The following is a 16,704-nucleotide window of genomic DNA, read 5'->3' on the forward strand; positions in this document are numbered from 1 at the left end:
TGAAACTTTTCAAAACACTTTTGATTGTCACATTGCCGTGTTGGTGTACTTCATTGAACGCGGGTGTCTACCGTTGGGTGGATAGCAGTGGCGAAGTGCATTACGCTGATGTGGTTCCCCCGGCTGTCTCTTCGCAAGGGCACAGCGAATTGGATAAACAAGGCATGACGCGCAAAACCGTAGCCGCAGCCCCTACGCCGGAAGCGATTGCCGCGCAGCAACGTAGCGAAACCTTAGCGAAATTACGTGCTGAAAAGGAAAACGAACAACAACAACGTGATAAATACCTGTTAGCCAATTACGCCAATGTTGCGGAGTTAGAAGCGGTATTTAAAAGCAAACTGGAACTGCTGGATAAAAACACCCGTTCAATGCAAGAGCGGCGTGATTCTTTAAAGAAGCGTTTGGAAACGGTAAAAAAGCAGCTTGAAGGTTTAAAAGAAGCCCCCCAGCGCAAAACACTGGAAGGCTATGTCAGTGAGGCGGAAACTACCTTGGGGCATTACACCCATGCTTTGCAGGAAAACCAGACCGAGCAAGACAACCTGCGTCAACATTATGACAAGGACAAAGCACGCCTGAGCGAATTGCTCAAGGAGTTACCATCGTCCCCACACCCTGATCCGTCAAAAGCTCCAGCAACACCGCGTGCGGAACCCGCCCGTCAATAATACTGGCACTTTTTGCCCCAGCGGACAGCGCGTCCGTCGCACACGCGAGCTTCGGCAACATCCCGCCTTGAATCGTGCCGTCAGCCACCAAGTCCTGAATGTCTTGTTGGGTTAAAATCTCCAGCAATACACCGGCTTTATTCAATACACCGGGGGTATTGGTGAGCAATAACAGGCGTTCTGCATTCAACACTTGCGCCATTTTACCGGCGACAATATCGGCATTGATATTGTAACTCGTACCATCCGTACCCACGCCAATCGGCGCAATTACCGGAATAAAGCGGTCTTCTTCCAACATGCGCACCACGCTTGCGTCAATCTCAGTGACTTCGCCGACGTGTCCAAGGTCAATGATTTCAGAAGGTTGATCGCCAATCGCTTTACGTTCCAGCACCATTTTCTTGGCGATGATCATATTACCGTCTTTGCCGGTCAAACCGATGGCGCGTCCACCCGCTTGATTGATCATATTAACGATTTGCTTATTGACCAAACCGCCTAACACCATTTGCACCACGTCCATCGTTTCCGCATCAGTGACACGCATTCCATCAACGAAATGGCTTTCTTTGCCGATTTGCTTGAGCAAATTACCGATTTGCGGGCCGCCACCGTGAACCACGACCGGATTAATCCCGACCTGTTTCAGCAGCACAATGTCACGTGCGAAACTTTGTTGTAACGCAGGGTCGGTCATGGCGTTGCCGCCGTATTTGACCACAATGGTTTTGCCAGCGTATTTTTGGATGTAGGGCAGTGCCTCCATCAAAATCGCGGCGGTATTATTCGGGCTGTTGTTCATGCTTAATGTAAACCTTGTAGTTGTCACGGAAGTCGCGCAAATTATCGCCTAGCATGTGGCGAAATTGTTTGCTTAAGTAATCCATGCTTTCGTCCATGTCAGCAGCGAATTCTGCGCGGTCAATGGAAGCCGAAGCCACCACAAACGCATTAAAACGGGTAGCGGCAAACAGCATGGCTGCACCAATTTTACCCGCATCGGCGGTTTCTAGCGACTGGTTAGCCATTTCAATGAATTGCTCGGCTAATTCCCAAAACTGTTGGTCATTGTCTTGGATAGAAGTCGTTTGTTTTTTACTCATGCTTAATGCGTCCCTGAATGCCCGAAGCCACCTGTGCCCCGGTCTGATTGATTGAAATCGTCCACTGCCTGCAAGCTGACTTGTACCACGGGTACAAACACCAATTGCGCGATGCGTTCGCCCGGTTCGATGGTGAAACTGTCCTGCCCACGATTCCAGCAGGAAATCAGCAATTGTCCCTGATAATCGGAGTCAATTAAACCGACTAAATTGCCCAACACAATGCCGTGTTTATGCCCCAAACCGGAGCGCGGCAAAATCACCGCCGCTAAACCGGGGTCGCCAATATGAATCGCTAAACCGGTTGGAATCAAGGTGGTATCACCGGGATTTAACGTAAGTGCGCTATCTAAACAGGCGCGTAAATCCATCCCGGCTGAACCCGTAGTCGCATAAGCGGGGAGGGGAAATGCCGTGCCAATGCGCGGGTCGAGGATTTTGTATTCAATGGCGGTCATGCAAACGGTTTCCGTGTGTGGTATTGCGCAGCAACAAGTTTCAACAACTCATGGGCAAGCGTGTGCTTGTCCATCTCTGGCAGCGAAGTATGCCCGTCCTTCCACACGACTTCCAGCGCGTTGGTGGGTTGATCAAACGCTTTGCCATCCGCCACCGAATTTGCCGCGATCATGTCTAACCCTTTGCGTTCGAGTTTGCCGCGTGCGTAAGCCATGACATCGTTGGTTTCCGCCGCAAAACCCACGGTAAAAAGCTGTGGGTGGGCGAGTTTAATGGTGGCTAAGACATCCGTGGTTTTTTTCATCGCCAGTTCTAACACATCGGCATTTTTCTTGATTTTCTGCGCTGCCACGCTGATCGGGGTGTAATCCGCAACGGCGGCGGTGGCAATAAAAATGTCCGCATCAGTGGCGTGTGCTTGGGTTGCGACTAACATATCAGCGGCGGACTCCACCCCGATACGTTGCACACGCGGTGGGCATTCCAGCGCGACTGGCCCTGAAATTAACGTGACTTGCGCACCCATCGCCGTAGCGGCCTTGGCAATCGCGTAACCCATTTTACCGGAGCTGCGATTGGTTAAAAAGCGTACCGGATCAATCGCTTCGCGGGTAGGGCCTGCGGTAATCAATACCCGCTTGCCTTGCAAGAGCGCGTTGGTGCTGCAACAACTGCTTAATGCTTGCACCAATTCCGCCGGTTCTAACATCCGCCCCATACCCGTATCGCCGCAGGCTTGCACCCCTTCAGCGGGACCGAATACCCTTACTCCGCGTGCTTTGAGGGTTTGTAAGTTGTGTTGGGTGGCGGCATTTTTCCACATTTGTTGGTTCATCGCAGGCGCGACCATCAACTGTGCGGCAGATGCGAGGCAAACCGTGCTGAGTAAATCATCCGCAAAACCGTAAGTTAACCGCGCCAGTACATTGGCGGTGGCGGGTGCGATCAGGATCAGCTCCGCCCAGCGTGCGAGTTCAATATGCCCCATCCCTAACTCGGCTTGTGGGTCGAGCAATTCGGTATGCACGGGATTTCCCGACAACGCCTGCATCGTCAGGGGCGTAATGAATTGCTGGGCGGAAGCGGTCATGCAAACCCGCACGTTCGCACCTTGTTTAATCAACAAGCGTACCAGTTCAGCGGATTTATACGCGGCGATACCACCACTTATCCCTAAAAGAATGTTTTTACCGTGAAGGAATGACATAAGATTTGCATCCTAACCCATGAATAAAAAAGCGAAAATAATGGCAATTACCGACTGGCCTGTGGATGAACGACCACGCGAAAAACTCTTAGCACGCGGCTCGCAAGCCCTGTCTGATGCCGAATTACTGGCTATTTTCCTGCGCGTTGGGGTCAAGGGCAAAACCGCCGTCGACCTGTCGCGGGAGCTATTACAAACGTTCGGTAGTTTACGGCAATTATTTGATGCAGATGCACAAAAATTTTGTGCAACGCACGGTATGGGCGAAGCCAAGTACGTGCAATTGCAAGCAGTGCTGGAAATGTCGCGCCGCTATCTGGCGGAAAATATGCGCCGAGGTGACCCCTTGAGTGACCCGGATGCGGTGCGTTATTACCTGACCGCGAAATTGCGCGATTACCGCTCAGAAGTGTTTGCGTGCCTGTTTTTGGACAATCGCCATCGCGTCATCCAGTACGAGGAAATGTTCCACGGAACGATTGACGGCGCGTCAGTGCATCCGCGTGAAGTGGTGCGGCGTGCCTTACACCACAATGCGGCGGCAGTCATTTTTGCACACAACCACCCGTCCGGCGTGGCAGAACCGAGTCAGGCGGATGAGCGCATCACCCAAAAACTCAAAGACGCGCTACACCTGATTGATGTGCGCGTACTGGATCATTTTGTCATCGGTGACAGCGTGGTGTCGTTTGCGGAAAGGGGGATGTTATAAACGCACGCTCTGCGGATGCCGAATACGATTATCCGGGTCAAATTGCCGCTTTAACGCCTGTAAACGCGGGTAATTGTCGCCGTAATACGCGGTTTCCCATGCTTTGATTTCGACATCTGGGTAATTGCGGTAATGCGCTTTGATGCCACCAGCGGTTAACATTCCTTGAATCTCGCGCACAATGCTTTCTGCCTCTTTGGTTTGGGTAGCTTTGTCGTAGTAGGTTTGTAATTCGCCTAAAAATCCGAAGGCACGGTGAGGGTAAGCGGCGGTGTTTGCCATACCTGCTTTATTAATTTCCCCGCCCAAGGTATTGATCTGTAAAAGGGTTGTCATTTTGGCGGCAGCTATTTTCTTGGCAATAGCAGGTAACAACGTTTTAATGTCGCTGAAGCTGTGGTAGTAACCCGCCGAAACGTTTTTGAAATACATGGGGTCAACGCCGCCTTTATAGCGTTGAATGCCCGCTAAAAAGCTGTCTTTGCGCGGAGTCATTACTTCGGTAGCACCCGTTTTGAGTTTGGCGAGGATGATTTTGAGTGTTGCGCTGGGGGTAGGGGCGGTATCTGTTAGTAATACCGTGAGGTGTTTGCCATTAAGTACCCACGATGAATACGCTGTATTAGGTAAGTTTTTCATCAGTTCAAACCAGCGTTCGGCTAATTGCGTGGCAGCTTCCGGGGTTAAATTGCGGTATTTGTAGCGGTGGCTGCTGAAATACGTCGGGGTTGGGTGGGTGTTGAATTCCAGTTCGGTAATAATCCCGAAATTGCCATTGCCGCCGCCTTTGCACGCCCACAGTAGTTCAGCATTGTCTTTAGAATCATGAACTTTTCCCGTGCCATCGACCATGCGTACCCGTTGCAGGCTATCGCAGGTCAACCCGAATTGCCGCCCGAAAAAGCCGTAACCGCCACCTAAGGTTAAACCAGCCACGCCCACACCTGCGCACGAACCCGCCGGAATCAGGCGTTTGTATTGGTTGAGGTATTCGTAAACACCGCCGAGTTTTGCTCCAGGTTGGATAATCAGGCGTTTAGTGGTGGCGTTGTATTGCGGTTTATTCATGCCCGAAAGGTCGATCATTAAGCCACCGTCATTGGTGGAAAATCCTTCAAAACTGTGCCCGCCACTTTTTACCGCAATCGGTAGCTCGGCTTGACGTGCGTAGGCGACCGCTTCCTGCACACCTTTTTCATTGGCACACACCGCGATAATTTTGGGCATGGCGGTAATGCGTTTATTAAAAATTTGGCGATGTTTCAGGTAATTTGCATCGTTACGCTGCAAAAAGCGCACATTATTGCTGGAAGGTGGTGCAGTATTGTCAGCATTAGCAGCAACAGGGTAATAAAAGGCCGGAATGCTCGCGGCAAGTACTAAGGCATCCAGCAGGAATTGGCGACGCTGCGGATTGATGGTGGAATCTGGCATAAGTAACTCCTGTGAATGATTGAGGTTATTGTAGGTGGATTCGTGATTTTTTACAGAGCTTAATCCCTTGTTAATCCAAGGTGAAGTGAGTGTGGTGGATAATTTTTGATTTATTTCAATGCGGCTGACAGGGCTTTTCAGGCACTTTCCACCGCTGTTTTAACACGGTATGTAGCATTTTGAGGTATGACGATGAATAAGTATGTATTAATGGTTAGTTTGGTGGCTTTGTTGACTGCTTGTGGTGAAAAATCCGAACAAGCAGCCGCACCTGCTGACGCGCCTAAAACAGCCCAACAGGTTGCTGCTCCAGCGGCTGCTGCTGCACAGGGTAATGATAAAGCAGCTTTGGTTGAGCAAGCGAAAGGCGCGGTACAAGCCTTGGGCGGTACACTCAAAGGCGAACTCGAAGCGGCAATGAAAGCGGGCGGCCCTGTTGAAGCCATGAACATTTGCCACACTAAAGCCCCGGAAATTGCCAAAGCAGTATCAGCGGAAAAAGGCATGGAAATCAGCCGGGTCAGTCTGAAAAATCGTAACCCGGAAATGGGAGCAGCGAATGAATGGCAAGTGGCCGTTTTAAATGATTTTGAAGCCAAAAAAGCAGCGGGTGAAGATCCTGCAACAATGGCTTATGCGGAAGTGGTTGATAAAGAATTCCGCTTTATGAAAGCGATTCCAACCGGCGCGGTTTGTTTAAAATGCCACGGCACAGATCTTAACCCGGAAGTTACTGCGAAATTGACCGAACTTTACCCACAAGATAAAGCCACAGGGTATAAAGAAGGGGATTTACGTGGTGCGTTTGTGGTGGTTAAACAGTTGACTCAGTAAGCACGAAGTTTGGTGTTGCTGAGCAGATTCAGCAGCACCAATTCAACTGGCTGTTTACAGTTTTCTAAATGCTGCCGCAATATCTTCGACTTGCAGATCTTTGAACGCTTTTAATTGAGGTTCTGGCTCTGGCATAACCACGTATTCAGATGGAATAGCAAGACTTAATGCGCGGGTTTGTACGTTAAACGTGGCTTTATCTTTGGAGAGTTCTACGGCAGGGCGGGGAAATTTATACAACTTTGAATAAAAACACAGTTTATAAAAGCCACTGCTGAGTTTAATCTTTTTGGCGTAAAATGAGGTTTCTGTTGGTTCTGGAATTTTACTGATGGCGATAATGTTTTCTTGGCTCACATCAAATTGCAGCCAATCACCGGATGACCAGCCCAGTTTTCTGAACAGCCCCGAACCGAAAGATAAGCAGAGATTGCTTCTCCCGCCTATATCTTCCATACCCAAAATAATATCGAAACTTCCCGAAGATTTTGTAGTCATCCCTTTCCCATAATCGTATCTGACTCGCTCACACTGCGCTGTGTTTGAATATTAGCACAAATGCTTCCCTAATAAAGCATTGCGTGTTGCCGTGGGTAGCATGTGCGATGATTTGCAGCTAATGCTGGCGTTTGTGAGTGGCTCTCCGGTAAAATCGCCCGCCTTGTGACTAACAATAAGCAGTTGAACCGTGCGCTTAAGTAAAATCCGCATTGCCGGATTCAAGAGTTTCGTTGATCCCGTGACCTTAGATTTACGCAGTAACCTTACGGGTATTCTCGGCCCTAATGGTTGTGGCAAATCCAATACCATTGATGCGGTACGCTGGGTTATGGGCGAATCTTCGGCTAAACATTTGCGCGGCGCGTCAATGGAAGACGTGATTTTCAATGGTTCAGCTTCACGTAAACCTGTAGGTTTGGCTTCGGTCGAATTGGTGTTTGATAACAGCGATGGCAAACTCGGCGGCGAATACGCGCAATACGCCGAAATCTCGGTCAAACGCCAAGTCAGCCGCGACGGCGATTCCAAATATTTTCTCAATGGCGCGAAATGTCGCCGCCGCGATATTACTGATATTTTTCTTGGCACCGGTTTGGGGCCACGCAGTTACGCCATTATTGAACAGGGGATGATTTCGCGCTTGATTGAGGCGAAACCCGAAGAGTTGCGCAATACCCTCGAAGAAGCAGCGGGCATTTCACGTTACAAAGAGCGGCGGCGTGAAACCGAAACCCGGATGACGCATACCCGTGAAAACCTGGAACGCTTAACCGACTTGCGGGATGAGTTGGAAAAGCAGCTTGAACGCCTTGATAAACAAGCCAAAGCCGCCCAGCGTTTTCGGGAATGGCGCGAGCAAGAACGGCAGTTGGAAGCGTCTGTATTGCTGTGTCAATGGGAGGCGTTGCAGCAAGATGGTGCGCAACGTTTGCGCGAACTCAGTCAGCAATCAACGACTTACCAAGCACAAATGATGCAAGTACGTCAGTTAGAAACTCAACTGGAAGCCTTACGCAGCGATTACCACAGTGCCAATGAAACCCTTAATGCGGTGCAGGGTGAGTATTACCAAGCGGGTGCGGAAATTGCGCGACTTGAGCAAACGATTCAACACCAGCGTGATATTCAACGCCGTCAGCAGCAAGCCTTACAACAAGCCCAACAAAGCATCACGGAAACCCAGCGTCACGCGGACGAAGACCGGATTAAATTGACCCAAAGCGAGGCGATGCTTGCCGAATGGGAGCCGCGTGAAGCCGAAGTAGATGAGCAATTAAGTCTCGCTGAGGCGCAATTAGCCGAGGCCGAAGACCAACTTAACGACTGGCAAGAGCAGTGGCACGCCGTTCAGCAAGCCGTGGCAGAACCTACCCGCCAAGCGCAGGTCGAAAAAACCCGCATGGAACAGTTGGAGCGTCAACTCAACCAAACCGCGCAACGCGCCGAACGCTTGCAACAAGAAGCCACTCATTTAAGCACAGCTCGTTACAGCGAAGAGCGCGATGTAGTGAGCGAACAATGTCTTGAAGCCAGTAACGCGCACGCCGCCGCCGAAACGCAACTAACCCAATTGAATGCAGAGTTGGCAAGAAATCAGCAAACTCAACGCGAATGGCAGGCGCAACTTGATAACCAACGTTCACGCCGTCAAGCTTTGCAAGGGCGGTTGGCTTCCTTGGAAACCTTGCAACAAGCAGGGCTGGATAAAACCAATAAAGCCCGCCAGCAATGGTTACAAACGCACGGTTTAAGCGCAAATCCGCGTTTGGCAGAGCAATTGCAGGTGGAAAGCGGTTGGGAAACGGCGGTGGAAGCGGTGTTAGGTGGCGATTTGGATGCGGTGGGGTTGGATGCTTTTCCTGAATTGACTGCCTTTCCGCAAGCGGGTGTCACTTTGTTGGAAACCACGCAAACTGCGCTGCAAGCTTCAGCGCGTAGTCTTGCCAGTAAAGTGATTCAGCCCCACGCGGTGCTGCCTTGGTTAGCGCAGATTTATTGCGTGGAAACCTTGGATGAGGCTTTGGCACAGCGTGGCAGTTTATCGCCCACGGAATCGCTGGTAACACGCGACGGGGTATGGGTTGGTCGTCACTGGTTACGCAGTCGCCGCCAAAACGATGCCAACAGCGGTATTTTGCAGCGTCAGCAGGAAATTGATGGCTTGCGCGAACAGCTAATCCTTGTGGAAGCCAGTTTAACGGCGTTGCAAGACGATGCCGACGCACTGCGCGAACGTATTCGTGAGCAGGAGCAGCAACGCCAGTTTTTACAAACGGAAACTAATCGGTTGCACCGTGCGGAATCGGAATTACGCAGTCGTTTGCACGCAGTACAACAGCGCATTGAACAATGGCAGCAACGTCGTCAACAGCTTGAGGCTGAACGCGAAGAGCTTGAAGCACAGCGATTGCAACAGGCGGAAGATCACTTATTAGCTACCGAACGTCGCAACGAAGCCCTAGAGTGCTTGGAAATGGCGCAAAATGACCAAGAAGTGTTAGCCGATAGTCGCCATGATTTTCAGCAAGCGGTAACGGATGCGCGTCGTCAGCAGCGCGAATGGCAGGATCAGGCTCATGCTTTGCAATTGCGCCTTGAAACTAACCGCGCCCAGCGTGCTAACAGCCAACAGCAATTGGAGCGTGTTCACAGTCGTCTTGCGCTGCTGGAAGAACAGCACGCCACGCTCATTCTGCAACTGGAACAGCAGCAAGACCCGGATGCCGATTTGCAAATGGCACTGGAAACCGCGCTGGAACAACGGCTGCTGGTAGAAACCCAGTTGAGTCAAGCCCGTCAAGCGGTGCAAGGGTTGGAAGCGACGATTCGCACCCATGATCAAGAGCGATTACAATACGAACGTTTGGCAGAACAAAGCCGCACTTCGCAGGAAAATCGCAAACTCGAATGGCAGGCAATTCAGGTACGCGAACAAACCACCGCTGAACAATTCGCCAAAACCGGCTTTGACCCCGCTACCTTGCGTGCACAATTAGTCGCTGAAGTGGATGTCAACGCACTCCAGCAGCAATTGGAAGAAATTCAACGCCAGATTCAACGTTTGGGTGCTATTAATCTGGCAGCGATTGACGAATTCCGCGAGCAAAGCGAACGCAAACAATACCTTGATCAACAAAACGCGGATTTGCTGGCGGCATTAGAAATTTTAGATACGGCAATTCGTAAAATTGATCGAGAAACCCGTGCACGTTTTAAAGAAACTTTTGAGCGGGTGAATACGCGCCTGAGTGAAATGTTCCCGCGTTTGTTTGGTGGTGGTGAATGTTATTTGAAAATGACGGGCGATGATTTGTTAACCACGGGAGTGGCTATTATGGCGCGTCCGCCGGGTAAGCGGCTTTCCAGCATTTACCTGATGTCGGGTGGTGAAAAGGCATTAACTGCCGTGGCATTGGTGTTTGCGATTTTTGAATTGAACCCCGCACCGTTTTGTATGCTTGATGAAGTGGACGCGCCCTTGGATGAAGCCAATGTAGGACGTTTTTGTGAACTGGTGCGCCACATGGCAGAACAGGTACAATTTATTTTCATTACCCATAATAAGACCACAATGGAACTTGCCGAAAATTTGATTGGTGTTACCATGCGCGAAGCAGGTGTTTCACGCTTGGTGTCCGTGGATATGGCGGAAGCTGTGAAGTTAGCCAACGGCTAATGCAATAAGGAATTGTAAGGATTTTGTAATGGAATTGATAAGCCTCGTTATTATGGCGTTGGGTTTGGTGGCTTTGGTAGCCATTTATATTTTGAGCCGCATTTCACGTCGCGATTTGCCCCAAAAACGTGATGAAAGTGTGCCGGTATTGCGTGATAAAGACGGCAATCCGATGTCCAGCGTGTTGGAGGATGTGCCCGCCCGTGATGGCAAACGTCCGGCTGCGAATGCGCGTATTTTATCCGATGCGATGATGTCGGGTGTTGCGACTCCCGCAACTACCTCCGATGTGGCCTTAGAGCCTGAAAACAGTGTGATTTTGCCGCCGCAATTGGTGCTGTTTGTTGCGGCTGATATTGATGCGGGTTTTGCTGGTGAAGAAGTGCTTAAAGCCTTGGATAACGCGGGCTTGCGTTTCGGCGATATGGGTATTTTCCACCGCATCATTAATCACGATGGTACGGAAGTCAGCTTGTTTAGCGTGGCGAACGGGGTAAAACCTTGGACATTGGTTCCCGAAGAGCTGATCGAACAAGCGACACCGGGTTTGTCGATGATCCTGAATTTACCCAGCCCGATTGCCAACGGTGATGCTATTCACGATTTCTTGCGCACCGCAGAACGTTTGACGGGCGATTTGGGCGGCGTGTTAAAAGATCAGGATCAGCAAGCGATTACCGCTGATTCTCGCGCCAGTTTGTTAGCGTTAGCGGGGTAAGTGCTTCAAAATCACCCGATGCTGCATATCCAGCTCGAAACACACCGTCGTGCCGATAGCGTGGGTCTCGTGGCTGGGGGCGACGGCTAAAATTTGACTGCCATCCGCTAAACTTAGCACGTATAAGTATTCTGCACCCCGAAATACCCGCGATACCACGGTGGCTTTGCGTGGCGCATCTGCTACCAGTTTCAGGTCATCAGGGCGTATCAGCACGTCAACCGGACATTCTGGTTGGCAGCCTGCGGGTATTTCACCTTGTACCGCACCCATTAACGTCGATACGGTATTGTGATTTAGCACTGTCCCCGCAATCAACGCACCTTGCCCAATAAACCCCGCCACAAACTGATTCACCGGCTTGTGATACAAGTTGTAACCCGTATCCCATTGCTGCAACCGCCCGCTTTGCAACACGCCAATCTCATCCGCCATCGCAAACGCTTCGTGCTGGTCGTGTGTCACCAGAATCGCGGTCATGCCTTCGCGCTTGAGAATGTCGCGCACTTCCCGCGCTAACATTTCGCGCAATTCCACGTCTTGGCTACCGAATGGCTCATCCAGCAACAGCAAACGTGGTTGCGGCGCAAGGGCGCGTGCCAACGCAATGCGCTGCTGCTGTCCCCCTGACAATTCGTGCGGGTAACGCTTTTCGTAACCGGGCAAATTCACCAACTCCAGCAATTCCGCCACGCGCCGCGTCTTATCTTTGCCCGACTGTTTGCGAATCCCGAAGGTGATATTGTCGGCAATGCTCAGGTGCGGAAACAGCGCGTAATCCTGAAACACCATGCCAATATTGCGTTTTTCCGGCGGTAAATGCACATCAGGCGCACTGATTACCTGATCTTTGAGCGTAATCGTGCCACGGGTGACAGGCTCGAAACCAGCGATTGCCCGCAGCAAAGTCGTCTTGCCACAGCCGCTGGGCCCCAGTAAACAACCGATTTGCCCGTCTTCCACCGTCAGATTGACATCGTGTACCACCGCATTGCTGCCGTATTCGATGTGGATGTTTTGCAGGACTAACTTGCTCATCAATGTTCCCCAGCCCGCGACCGACTAATCGAGCGGCTCAATAAAATCACCGGAATAATCCCTGCTGCCACAATCATCAGCGATGGCAAACCCGCATCCGCCAGCCGTTCATCTGAAGCCAATTCATACGCCCGCACTGCCAGCGTATTGAAATTGAACGGGCGTAAAATCAGCGTGGCAGGCAATTCTTTCAGCACATCCACAAACACCAGCAAAATCGCGGTGAGTAACGAGCCTTTCATCAACGGCAAATGCAGCCGCTGCAATACGCCCAAGGGACTCAAGCCCAACGAACGCCCCGCATTATCCAGCGTTGGTTTAATCTTGCCCAACCCCGCTTCCACTGTTTGCAGCGACACTGCCAAAAAGCGCACATTGTAGGCAAACAGCAGCGTAAACAGCGTGCCACTCAGCAACAAGCCTGCGTTACTGTCGAAAAACTGTTTGCTCAGGTGGTTGAGTTGCGTGTCTGCCCACGCAAACGGAATCAGCACCCCAATCGCAATCACCGTCCCCGGAATCGCATACCCCATCGCCGCAATCCGCGAAGCAATATTCACCAACGGATCATTATTTAGCCGCTTGCCATAACCCAAAATCAACGCCAGCAACAGCGCAAATACTGCCGCCAAACTTGCCAGCATCAAGCTATGCCACACCAGATTCATGAAATCACTGTCCAATCCTTTGCTGGCAACTTTAATGCTCCAATGCAGCAATTGCCCCACCGGAATCACAAACCCCAACAACAAGGGCAGGGCGCACGCCAACACCGCAGCCACTGCCGTCCAGCCACGCAAACGGAATTTCGGAATGCGCGAATACTTGCTGGAGGTATGGTGATACCGCGCCCGACTGCGCGACCAACGTTCCAACAGGATCAGCACAAACACAAACCCCATCAGCAACGCCGCCAATTGCGAAGCCGCCGCATGATCGCCCAGCCCAAACCAAGTACGGAAAATGCCCGTGGTAAAGGTTGATACGCCGAAATATTGCACCGTGCCAAAATCCGCCAACGTTTCCATCAAGGCCAGCGACAAGCCGGTAATAATCGCTGGACGCGCCAACGGCAACGCCACCCGAAAGAAACTTTGCCACTGGTTTGACCCCAGTGTGCGGCTCACTTCCAGCACACAAATCGACTGTTCCAGAAACGCTGCCCGCGCCAACAAATACACATACGGGAACAGCACCAGCGACAACATGGTGATTGCGCCACCCAGAGAGCGCACATTCGGGAAGTAATAATCGCCATACCCCCAGCCCGTCAGCTCGCGCAGCAAGGTTTGCACCTGCCCCGAAAAATCCAGCATTCCGGTGTAGGTGTAGGCAATAATGTAAGCAGGCATCGCCATCGGCAACAGCAATGCCCATTCAAATAAGCGTCGCCCCGGAAACTCGCACATGCTGTTCAACCATGCCGCCGGAAGCCCCAGCAGCAATACGCCAAACCCCACGCCCAATACCAGCCACAGCGTATTCAGCAAGTAATCGGTAAGCACGGTTTCGCGCAAATGCTGCCAGACTTCGGGCGCAGGCACGAATACATAGCCGAACACCGCGAGGATCGGCAAAGCAGTCAGCAATGCCATGCCCAATAGCACGGCACGCCAGAGCAGGGGTTTTATTTCCACCCAGCTTTGTCCATGATTTTCACGGCTTCGGCATTGTGTTTGCCGAGTTCGGACAAATTCAGGCTATCGGCTTTGAACTCGCCCCAACCTTTGAGCATCGCACTGGGCGCAATACCGGCTTTCACGGGGTATTCCTGATTGGCTTCGGCGTACCATTTCTGCGATTCGTCGTTGACCAAGAATTCCATCAGTTTGACGGCGTTATCCTTGTTTTTGGCGGTTTTGGTGACAGCCGCGCCGCTGATATTGATGTGTGTGCCACGATCACCTTCGGCTTGATTAGGCCAGAAGATTGCGACTTTTTCCGCAGCGGCTTTGTCTTCCGCCTCTTCGCCCGTCAGCATTTGCCCGTAGTAGTAGGTGTTGGAAATCGCAATGTCGCATTGCCCAGCCGCAGCCGCCTTGATTTGATCACGGTCGCCGCCTTCGGGTGGACGCGCAAAGTTTTTCACCAAGCCGTCAGCCCATGCCTGTGCCTTTTCCGCGCCGTTCACTGCAATCATCGACCCCAACATCGACTGGTTGTAAATATTGTCGGAAGAACGCACGCAGATACGTCCTTTCCACTTCGGATCAGCCAAGTCTTCGTAGGTGGAAAGTTCTTCCGGTTTCACCTTGTCTTTCACGTAAAAGATCGGGCGAGCGCGGGAGGTCAACCCAAACCATTGATTGGCGGGGTCACGCAGGTTTTCAGGAATGTCTTTTTTCAGTGTGGCGGATTCGACGGGTTGGGTCAGCTCCATTTCTACCGCGCGGTACAAACGCCCAGCGTCGGCGGTCATCAGCAGGTCGGCGGGGGTGTTTTCACCTTCGAGCTTGAGGCGTTCCAGCAGTGCATCGTCTTTGCCAGTGACGAGGTTGACCTTGATGCTCGTCGCTTCGGTGAATTTGTCAAACAGCGGCTTGATCAGTTGTTCCTTGCGGGCGGAATAGACATTGACTTCGCCATCTGCCAGCACGGGGGTAGCGATGCTGGCAACCAGTAATGACAGTGCGATTTTCTTGAACACGATAACACTCCTGATGAAAACACTAATAATAAGAGTTCTCATTATTTACGAGTTGTTTATTGAATGCAAGCAATTCTCATTATTCAGGGTGAATTCAACGGTAGCCTTGTGGATTGTTACGTTGCCAGTTCCAAGCATCGTTACACATGGCAGCGAGGTCTTTTTCTGCTGTCCATTGTAATAATTCTTGTGCTTTGGCGGGGTCGGCATAGCAGCAAGCAATGTCACCAGCGCGACGTGCCACGATACGATAGGGGATTTCGCATCCGCTGGCTTGGGCAAACGCATTGACCATATCGAGTACCGAATAGCCTTGCCCCGTGCCTAAATTGACGGTCAATAAATCCGGGGTAGCGGGGCGTTGAAAGGCTTCCAAGGCTTTGACATGGCCTTTTGCCAAATCGACGACGTGGATGTAGTCGCGTACTCCCGTGCCATCTGGCGTGGGGTAATCGCCGCCAAAAACGGAGAGGTATTCGTAAGTACCGACTGCTACCCGTGCGATATACGGCATTAAATTATTTGGAATGCCTTGCGGGTCTTCACCAATCAGGCCGCTGCTGTGCGCCCCAACTGGGTTAAAATAGCGCAATAAAGCTATTTTCCATGCAGGATCAGCGCGGTAAAGGTCACCTAACATTTCCTCAATCATGAGTTTGGAACGCCCGTAGGCATTGGTGGCAGACAGTGGGAAATGTTCTTGAATCGGCGTGGTGTGCGGGTCGCCGTAAACCGTAGCGGATGAGCTGAACACAATGCACTTAACTTGATGACGCTGCATGGCTTGCAGCAATTGAATGGTTCCAGCGACATTATTGTCGTAATAAGCCAGCGGTTTCTCGACCGATTCACCTACGGCTTTTAAGCCCGCAAAATGAATTACGCTGTCAATGGAATGCGTTTGGAAAATCTTATCCAGTAACTCAGCATTGCGAATATCGCCTTCGTAGAAAGTCGGGACTGCTTTGCCGGTAATGGTGGCGACACGTTGCAGGGATTCAACGGAACTATTGCAAAGATTATCGACAATAATCGGGGTAAAACCTGCGTTTAGCAATTCCACGCACGTATGTGAGCCAATGTAGCCCGCGCCACCAGTAACTAAAACCGTTTGTGACATTTACTTATAATCCTTTTGTTGGGTGTTTCAGGGACACCCAACAAAAGATAGCAGCGATTAGGTATTGCTGTCAGTTTTTGATGCGGATTTTTCCGATACTTTGTCGGTTTTATCCGCTGATTTGGCATCTGCTTTCTCTGCTTTGTCGGCCTTGTCAGTGGTTTTTGCATCCGCTTTGTCGGTCGATTTGTCCGGTGTGGTGGTGCTGGCAGTGCTTGCGCCTTCTGTCAGGGAAATATCAGCTTTAATTTTATCAAATAATTTGTCGCCGATACCGCTGACTTCTTTGAGTTCGTCTAAGGTTTTGAATTCGCCGTGTTCAGTACGGTAAGCAACAATGGCTTCCGCTTTTTTCGCGCCAATACCATCCAAACCATCTAAGGTGGCAGCATCGGCCTTGTTAATATTGATCATTTCGGCGAAAACAGATGGTGCGCAAGACAGGCAAGCTAACAGGGTAGCGGCAATCACAGTTTTTTTCATGGTGAAACACTCAAGGGTAATGTTATATAAATAATTATGGGTTTGCTTAAGCTGGGCGTAATTTCTCATAAGATAGTGCATCGTTGAACTATTTTCTG

16 protein-coding genes are annotated in these 16,704 nt (G+C 51.0%); 5 read left to right on the forward strand and 11 right to left on the reverse strand.

Annotated features, from left to right (window positions below; all coding sequences use genetic code 11):
• Nucleotides 1-53 precede the first annotated feature (53 nt).
• Complete coding sequence (locus tag J9260_RS07525; RefSeq protein ID WP_210220387.1) at nt 54-671, forward strand: DUF4124 domain-containing protein; 618 nt, start codon at nt 54-56, stop codon at nt 669-671.
• Here the strand turns inward: J9260_RS07525 and argB are convergent.
• The 4 genes from argB to coaBC are packed head-to-tail and all read right to left on the reverse strand — an operon-like array spanning nt 592 to nt 3,443.
• The gene (argB, locus tag J9260_RS07530; RefSeq protein ID WP_210220388.1) at nt 592-1,476 is read right to left on the reverse strand and encodes an acetylglutamate kinase; all 885 of its coding nucleotides are present in this window, start codon (nt 1,474-1,476) and stop codon (nt 592-594) included. The two genes, J9260_RS07525 and argB, sit on opposite strands and share 80 nt — an antisense overlap.
• Nucleotides 1,457-1,777, reverse strand: a complete 321-nt coding sequence (locus J9260_RS07535) for a DUF3144 domain-containing protein (RefSeq protein ID WP_210220389.1) — start codon at nt 1,775-1,777, stop codon at nt 1,457-1,459. The genes argB and J9260_RS07535 overlap by 20 nt, the downstream gene beginning before the upstream one ends.
• 2 nt (nt 1,778-1,779) lie before the next feature.
• Nucleotides 1,780-2,235, reverse strand: a complete 456-nt coding sequence (gene dut / locus J9260_RS07540) for a dUTP diphosphatase (RefSeq protein WP_210220390.1) — start codon at nt 2,233-2,235, stop codon at nt 1,780-1,782.
• The gene (gene coaBC, locus J9260_RS07545; RefSeq protein ID WP_210220391.1) at nt 2,232-3,443 is read right to left on the reverse strand and encodes a bifunctional phosphopantothenoylcysteine decarboxylase/phosphopantothenate--cysteine ligase CoaBC; all 1,212 of its coding nucleotides are present in this window, start codon (nt 3,441-3,443) and stop codon (nt 2,232-2,234) included. The genes dut and coaBC overlap by 4 nt, the downstream gene beginning before the upstream one ends.
• Before the next feature lie 40 nt (nt 3,444-3,483).
• Between coaBC and radC the strand changes: the two genes are divergently transcribed.
• Nucleotides 3,484-4,155, forward strand: a complete 672-nt coding sequence (radC, locus tag J9260_RS07550; protein ID WP_210220392.1) for a RadC family protein — start codon at nt 3,484-3,486, stop codon at nt 4,153-4,155.
• On the opposite strand, the gene J9260_RS07555 is transcribed toward radC, so the two are convergent.
• Nucleotides 4,150-5,589: an FAD-binding oxidoreductase gene (locus J9260_RS07555; RefSeq protein ID WP_210220393.1), complete on the reverse strand. Its 1,440-nt coding sequence runs from the start codon at nt 5,587-5,589 to the stop codon at nt 4,150-4,152. The genes radC and J9260_RS07555 overlap by 6 nt on opposite strands.
• 192 nt (nt 5,590-5,781) lie before the next feature.
• Between J9260_RS07555 and J9260_RS07560 the strand changes: the two genes are divergently transcribed.
• Entirely contained in the window at nt 5,782-6,423 is a 642-nt protein-coding gene (locus tag J9260_RS07560; protein ID WP_210220394.1) for a Tll0287-like domain-containing protein, read from the forward strand.
• 54 nt (nt 6,424-6,477) lie between these two features.
• Here the strand turns inward: J9260_RS07560 and J9260_RS07565 are convergent, their stop codons facing one another.
• Nucleotides 6,478-6,921, reverse strand: coding sequence for a hypothetical protein (locus J9260_RS07565; protein ID WP_210220395.1), 444 nt, complete (start codon nt 6,919-6,921; stop codon nt 6,478-6,480).
• Between the two features lie 190 nt (nt 6,922-7,111).
• On the opposite strand from J9260_RS07565, the gene smc reads away from it, so the two are divergent.
• A complete protein-coding gene (gene smc, locus J9260_RS07570) occupies nt 7,112-10,600 on the forward strand; it encodes a chromosome segregation protein SMC (RefSeq protein WP_210220396.1) in 3,489 nt (1,162 codons plus the stop codon).
• Between the two features lie 28 nt (nt 10,601-10,628).
• On the forward strand, nt 10,629-11,318 hold the full coding sequence (locus J9260_RS07575) for a cell division protein ZipA C-terminal FtsZ-binding domain-containing protein (protein ID WP_210220397.1): 690 nt from the start codon (nt 10,629-10,631) through the stop codon (nt 11,316-11,318).
• Here the strand turns inward: J9260_RS07575 and J9260_RS07580 are convergent.
• The 5 genes from J9260_RS07580 to J9260_RS07600 all read right to left on the reverse strand — a co-directional run bounded on the left by J9260_RS07580 (nt 11,307) and on the right by J9260_RS07600 (nt 16,606).
• Nucleotides 11,307-12,356, reverse strand: coding sequence for an ABC transporter ATP-binding protein (locus tag J9260_RS07580; RefSeq protein ID WP_210220398.1), 1,050 nt, complete (start codon nt 12,354-12,356; stop codon nt 11,307-11,309). The genes J9260_RS07575 and J9260_RS07580 overlap by 12 nt on opposite strands.
• On the reverse strand, nt 12,356-13,951 hold the full coding sequence (locus J9260_RS07585; RefSeq protein WP_210220750.1) for an ABC transporter permease: 1,596 nt from the start codon (nt 13,949-13,951) through the stop codon (nt 12,356-12,358). The genes J9260_RS07580 and J9260_RS07585 overlap by 1 nt, the downstream gene beginning before the upstream one ends.
• Before the next feature lie 32 nt (nt 13,952-13,983).
• Nucleotides 13,984-15,003, reverse strand: coding sequence for a Fe(3+) ABC transporter substrate-binding protein (locus tag J9260_RS07590; protein WP_210220399.1), 1,020 nt, complete (start codon nt 15,001-15,003; stop codon nt 13,984-13,986).
• 94 nt (nt 15,004-15,097) lie between these two features.
• Nucleotides 15,098-16,123 (reverse strand): UDP-glucose 4-epimerase GalE, encoded by a 1,026-nt coding sequence (gene galE, locus J9260_RS07595; protein WP_210220400.1) that lies wholly within the window; start codon nt 16,121-16,123, stop codon nt 15,098-15,100.
• A gap of 57 nt (nt 16,124-16,180) precedes the next feature.
• Nucleotides 16,181-16,606 (reverse strand): ComEA family DNA-binding protein, encoded by a 426-nt coding sequence (locus J9260_RS07600; RefSeq protein WP_210220401.1) that lies wholly within the window; start codon nt 16,604-16,606, stop codon nt 16,181-16,183.
• Between the last annotated feature and the right edge of the window lie 98 nt (nt 16,607-16,704).

This window comes from Thiothrix unzii (genome assembly GCF_017901175.1).
Taxonomy (GTDB): Bacteria; Pseudomonadota; Gammaproteobacteria; order Thiotrichales; family Thiotrichaceae; genus Thiothrix; species Thiothrix unzii.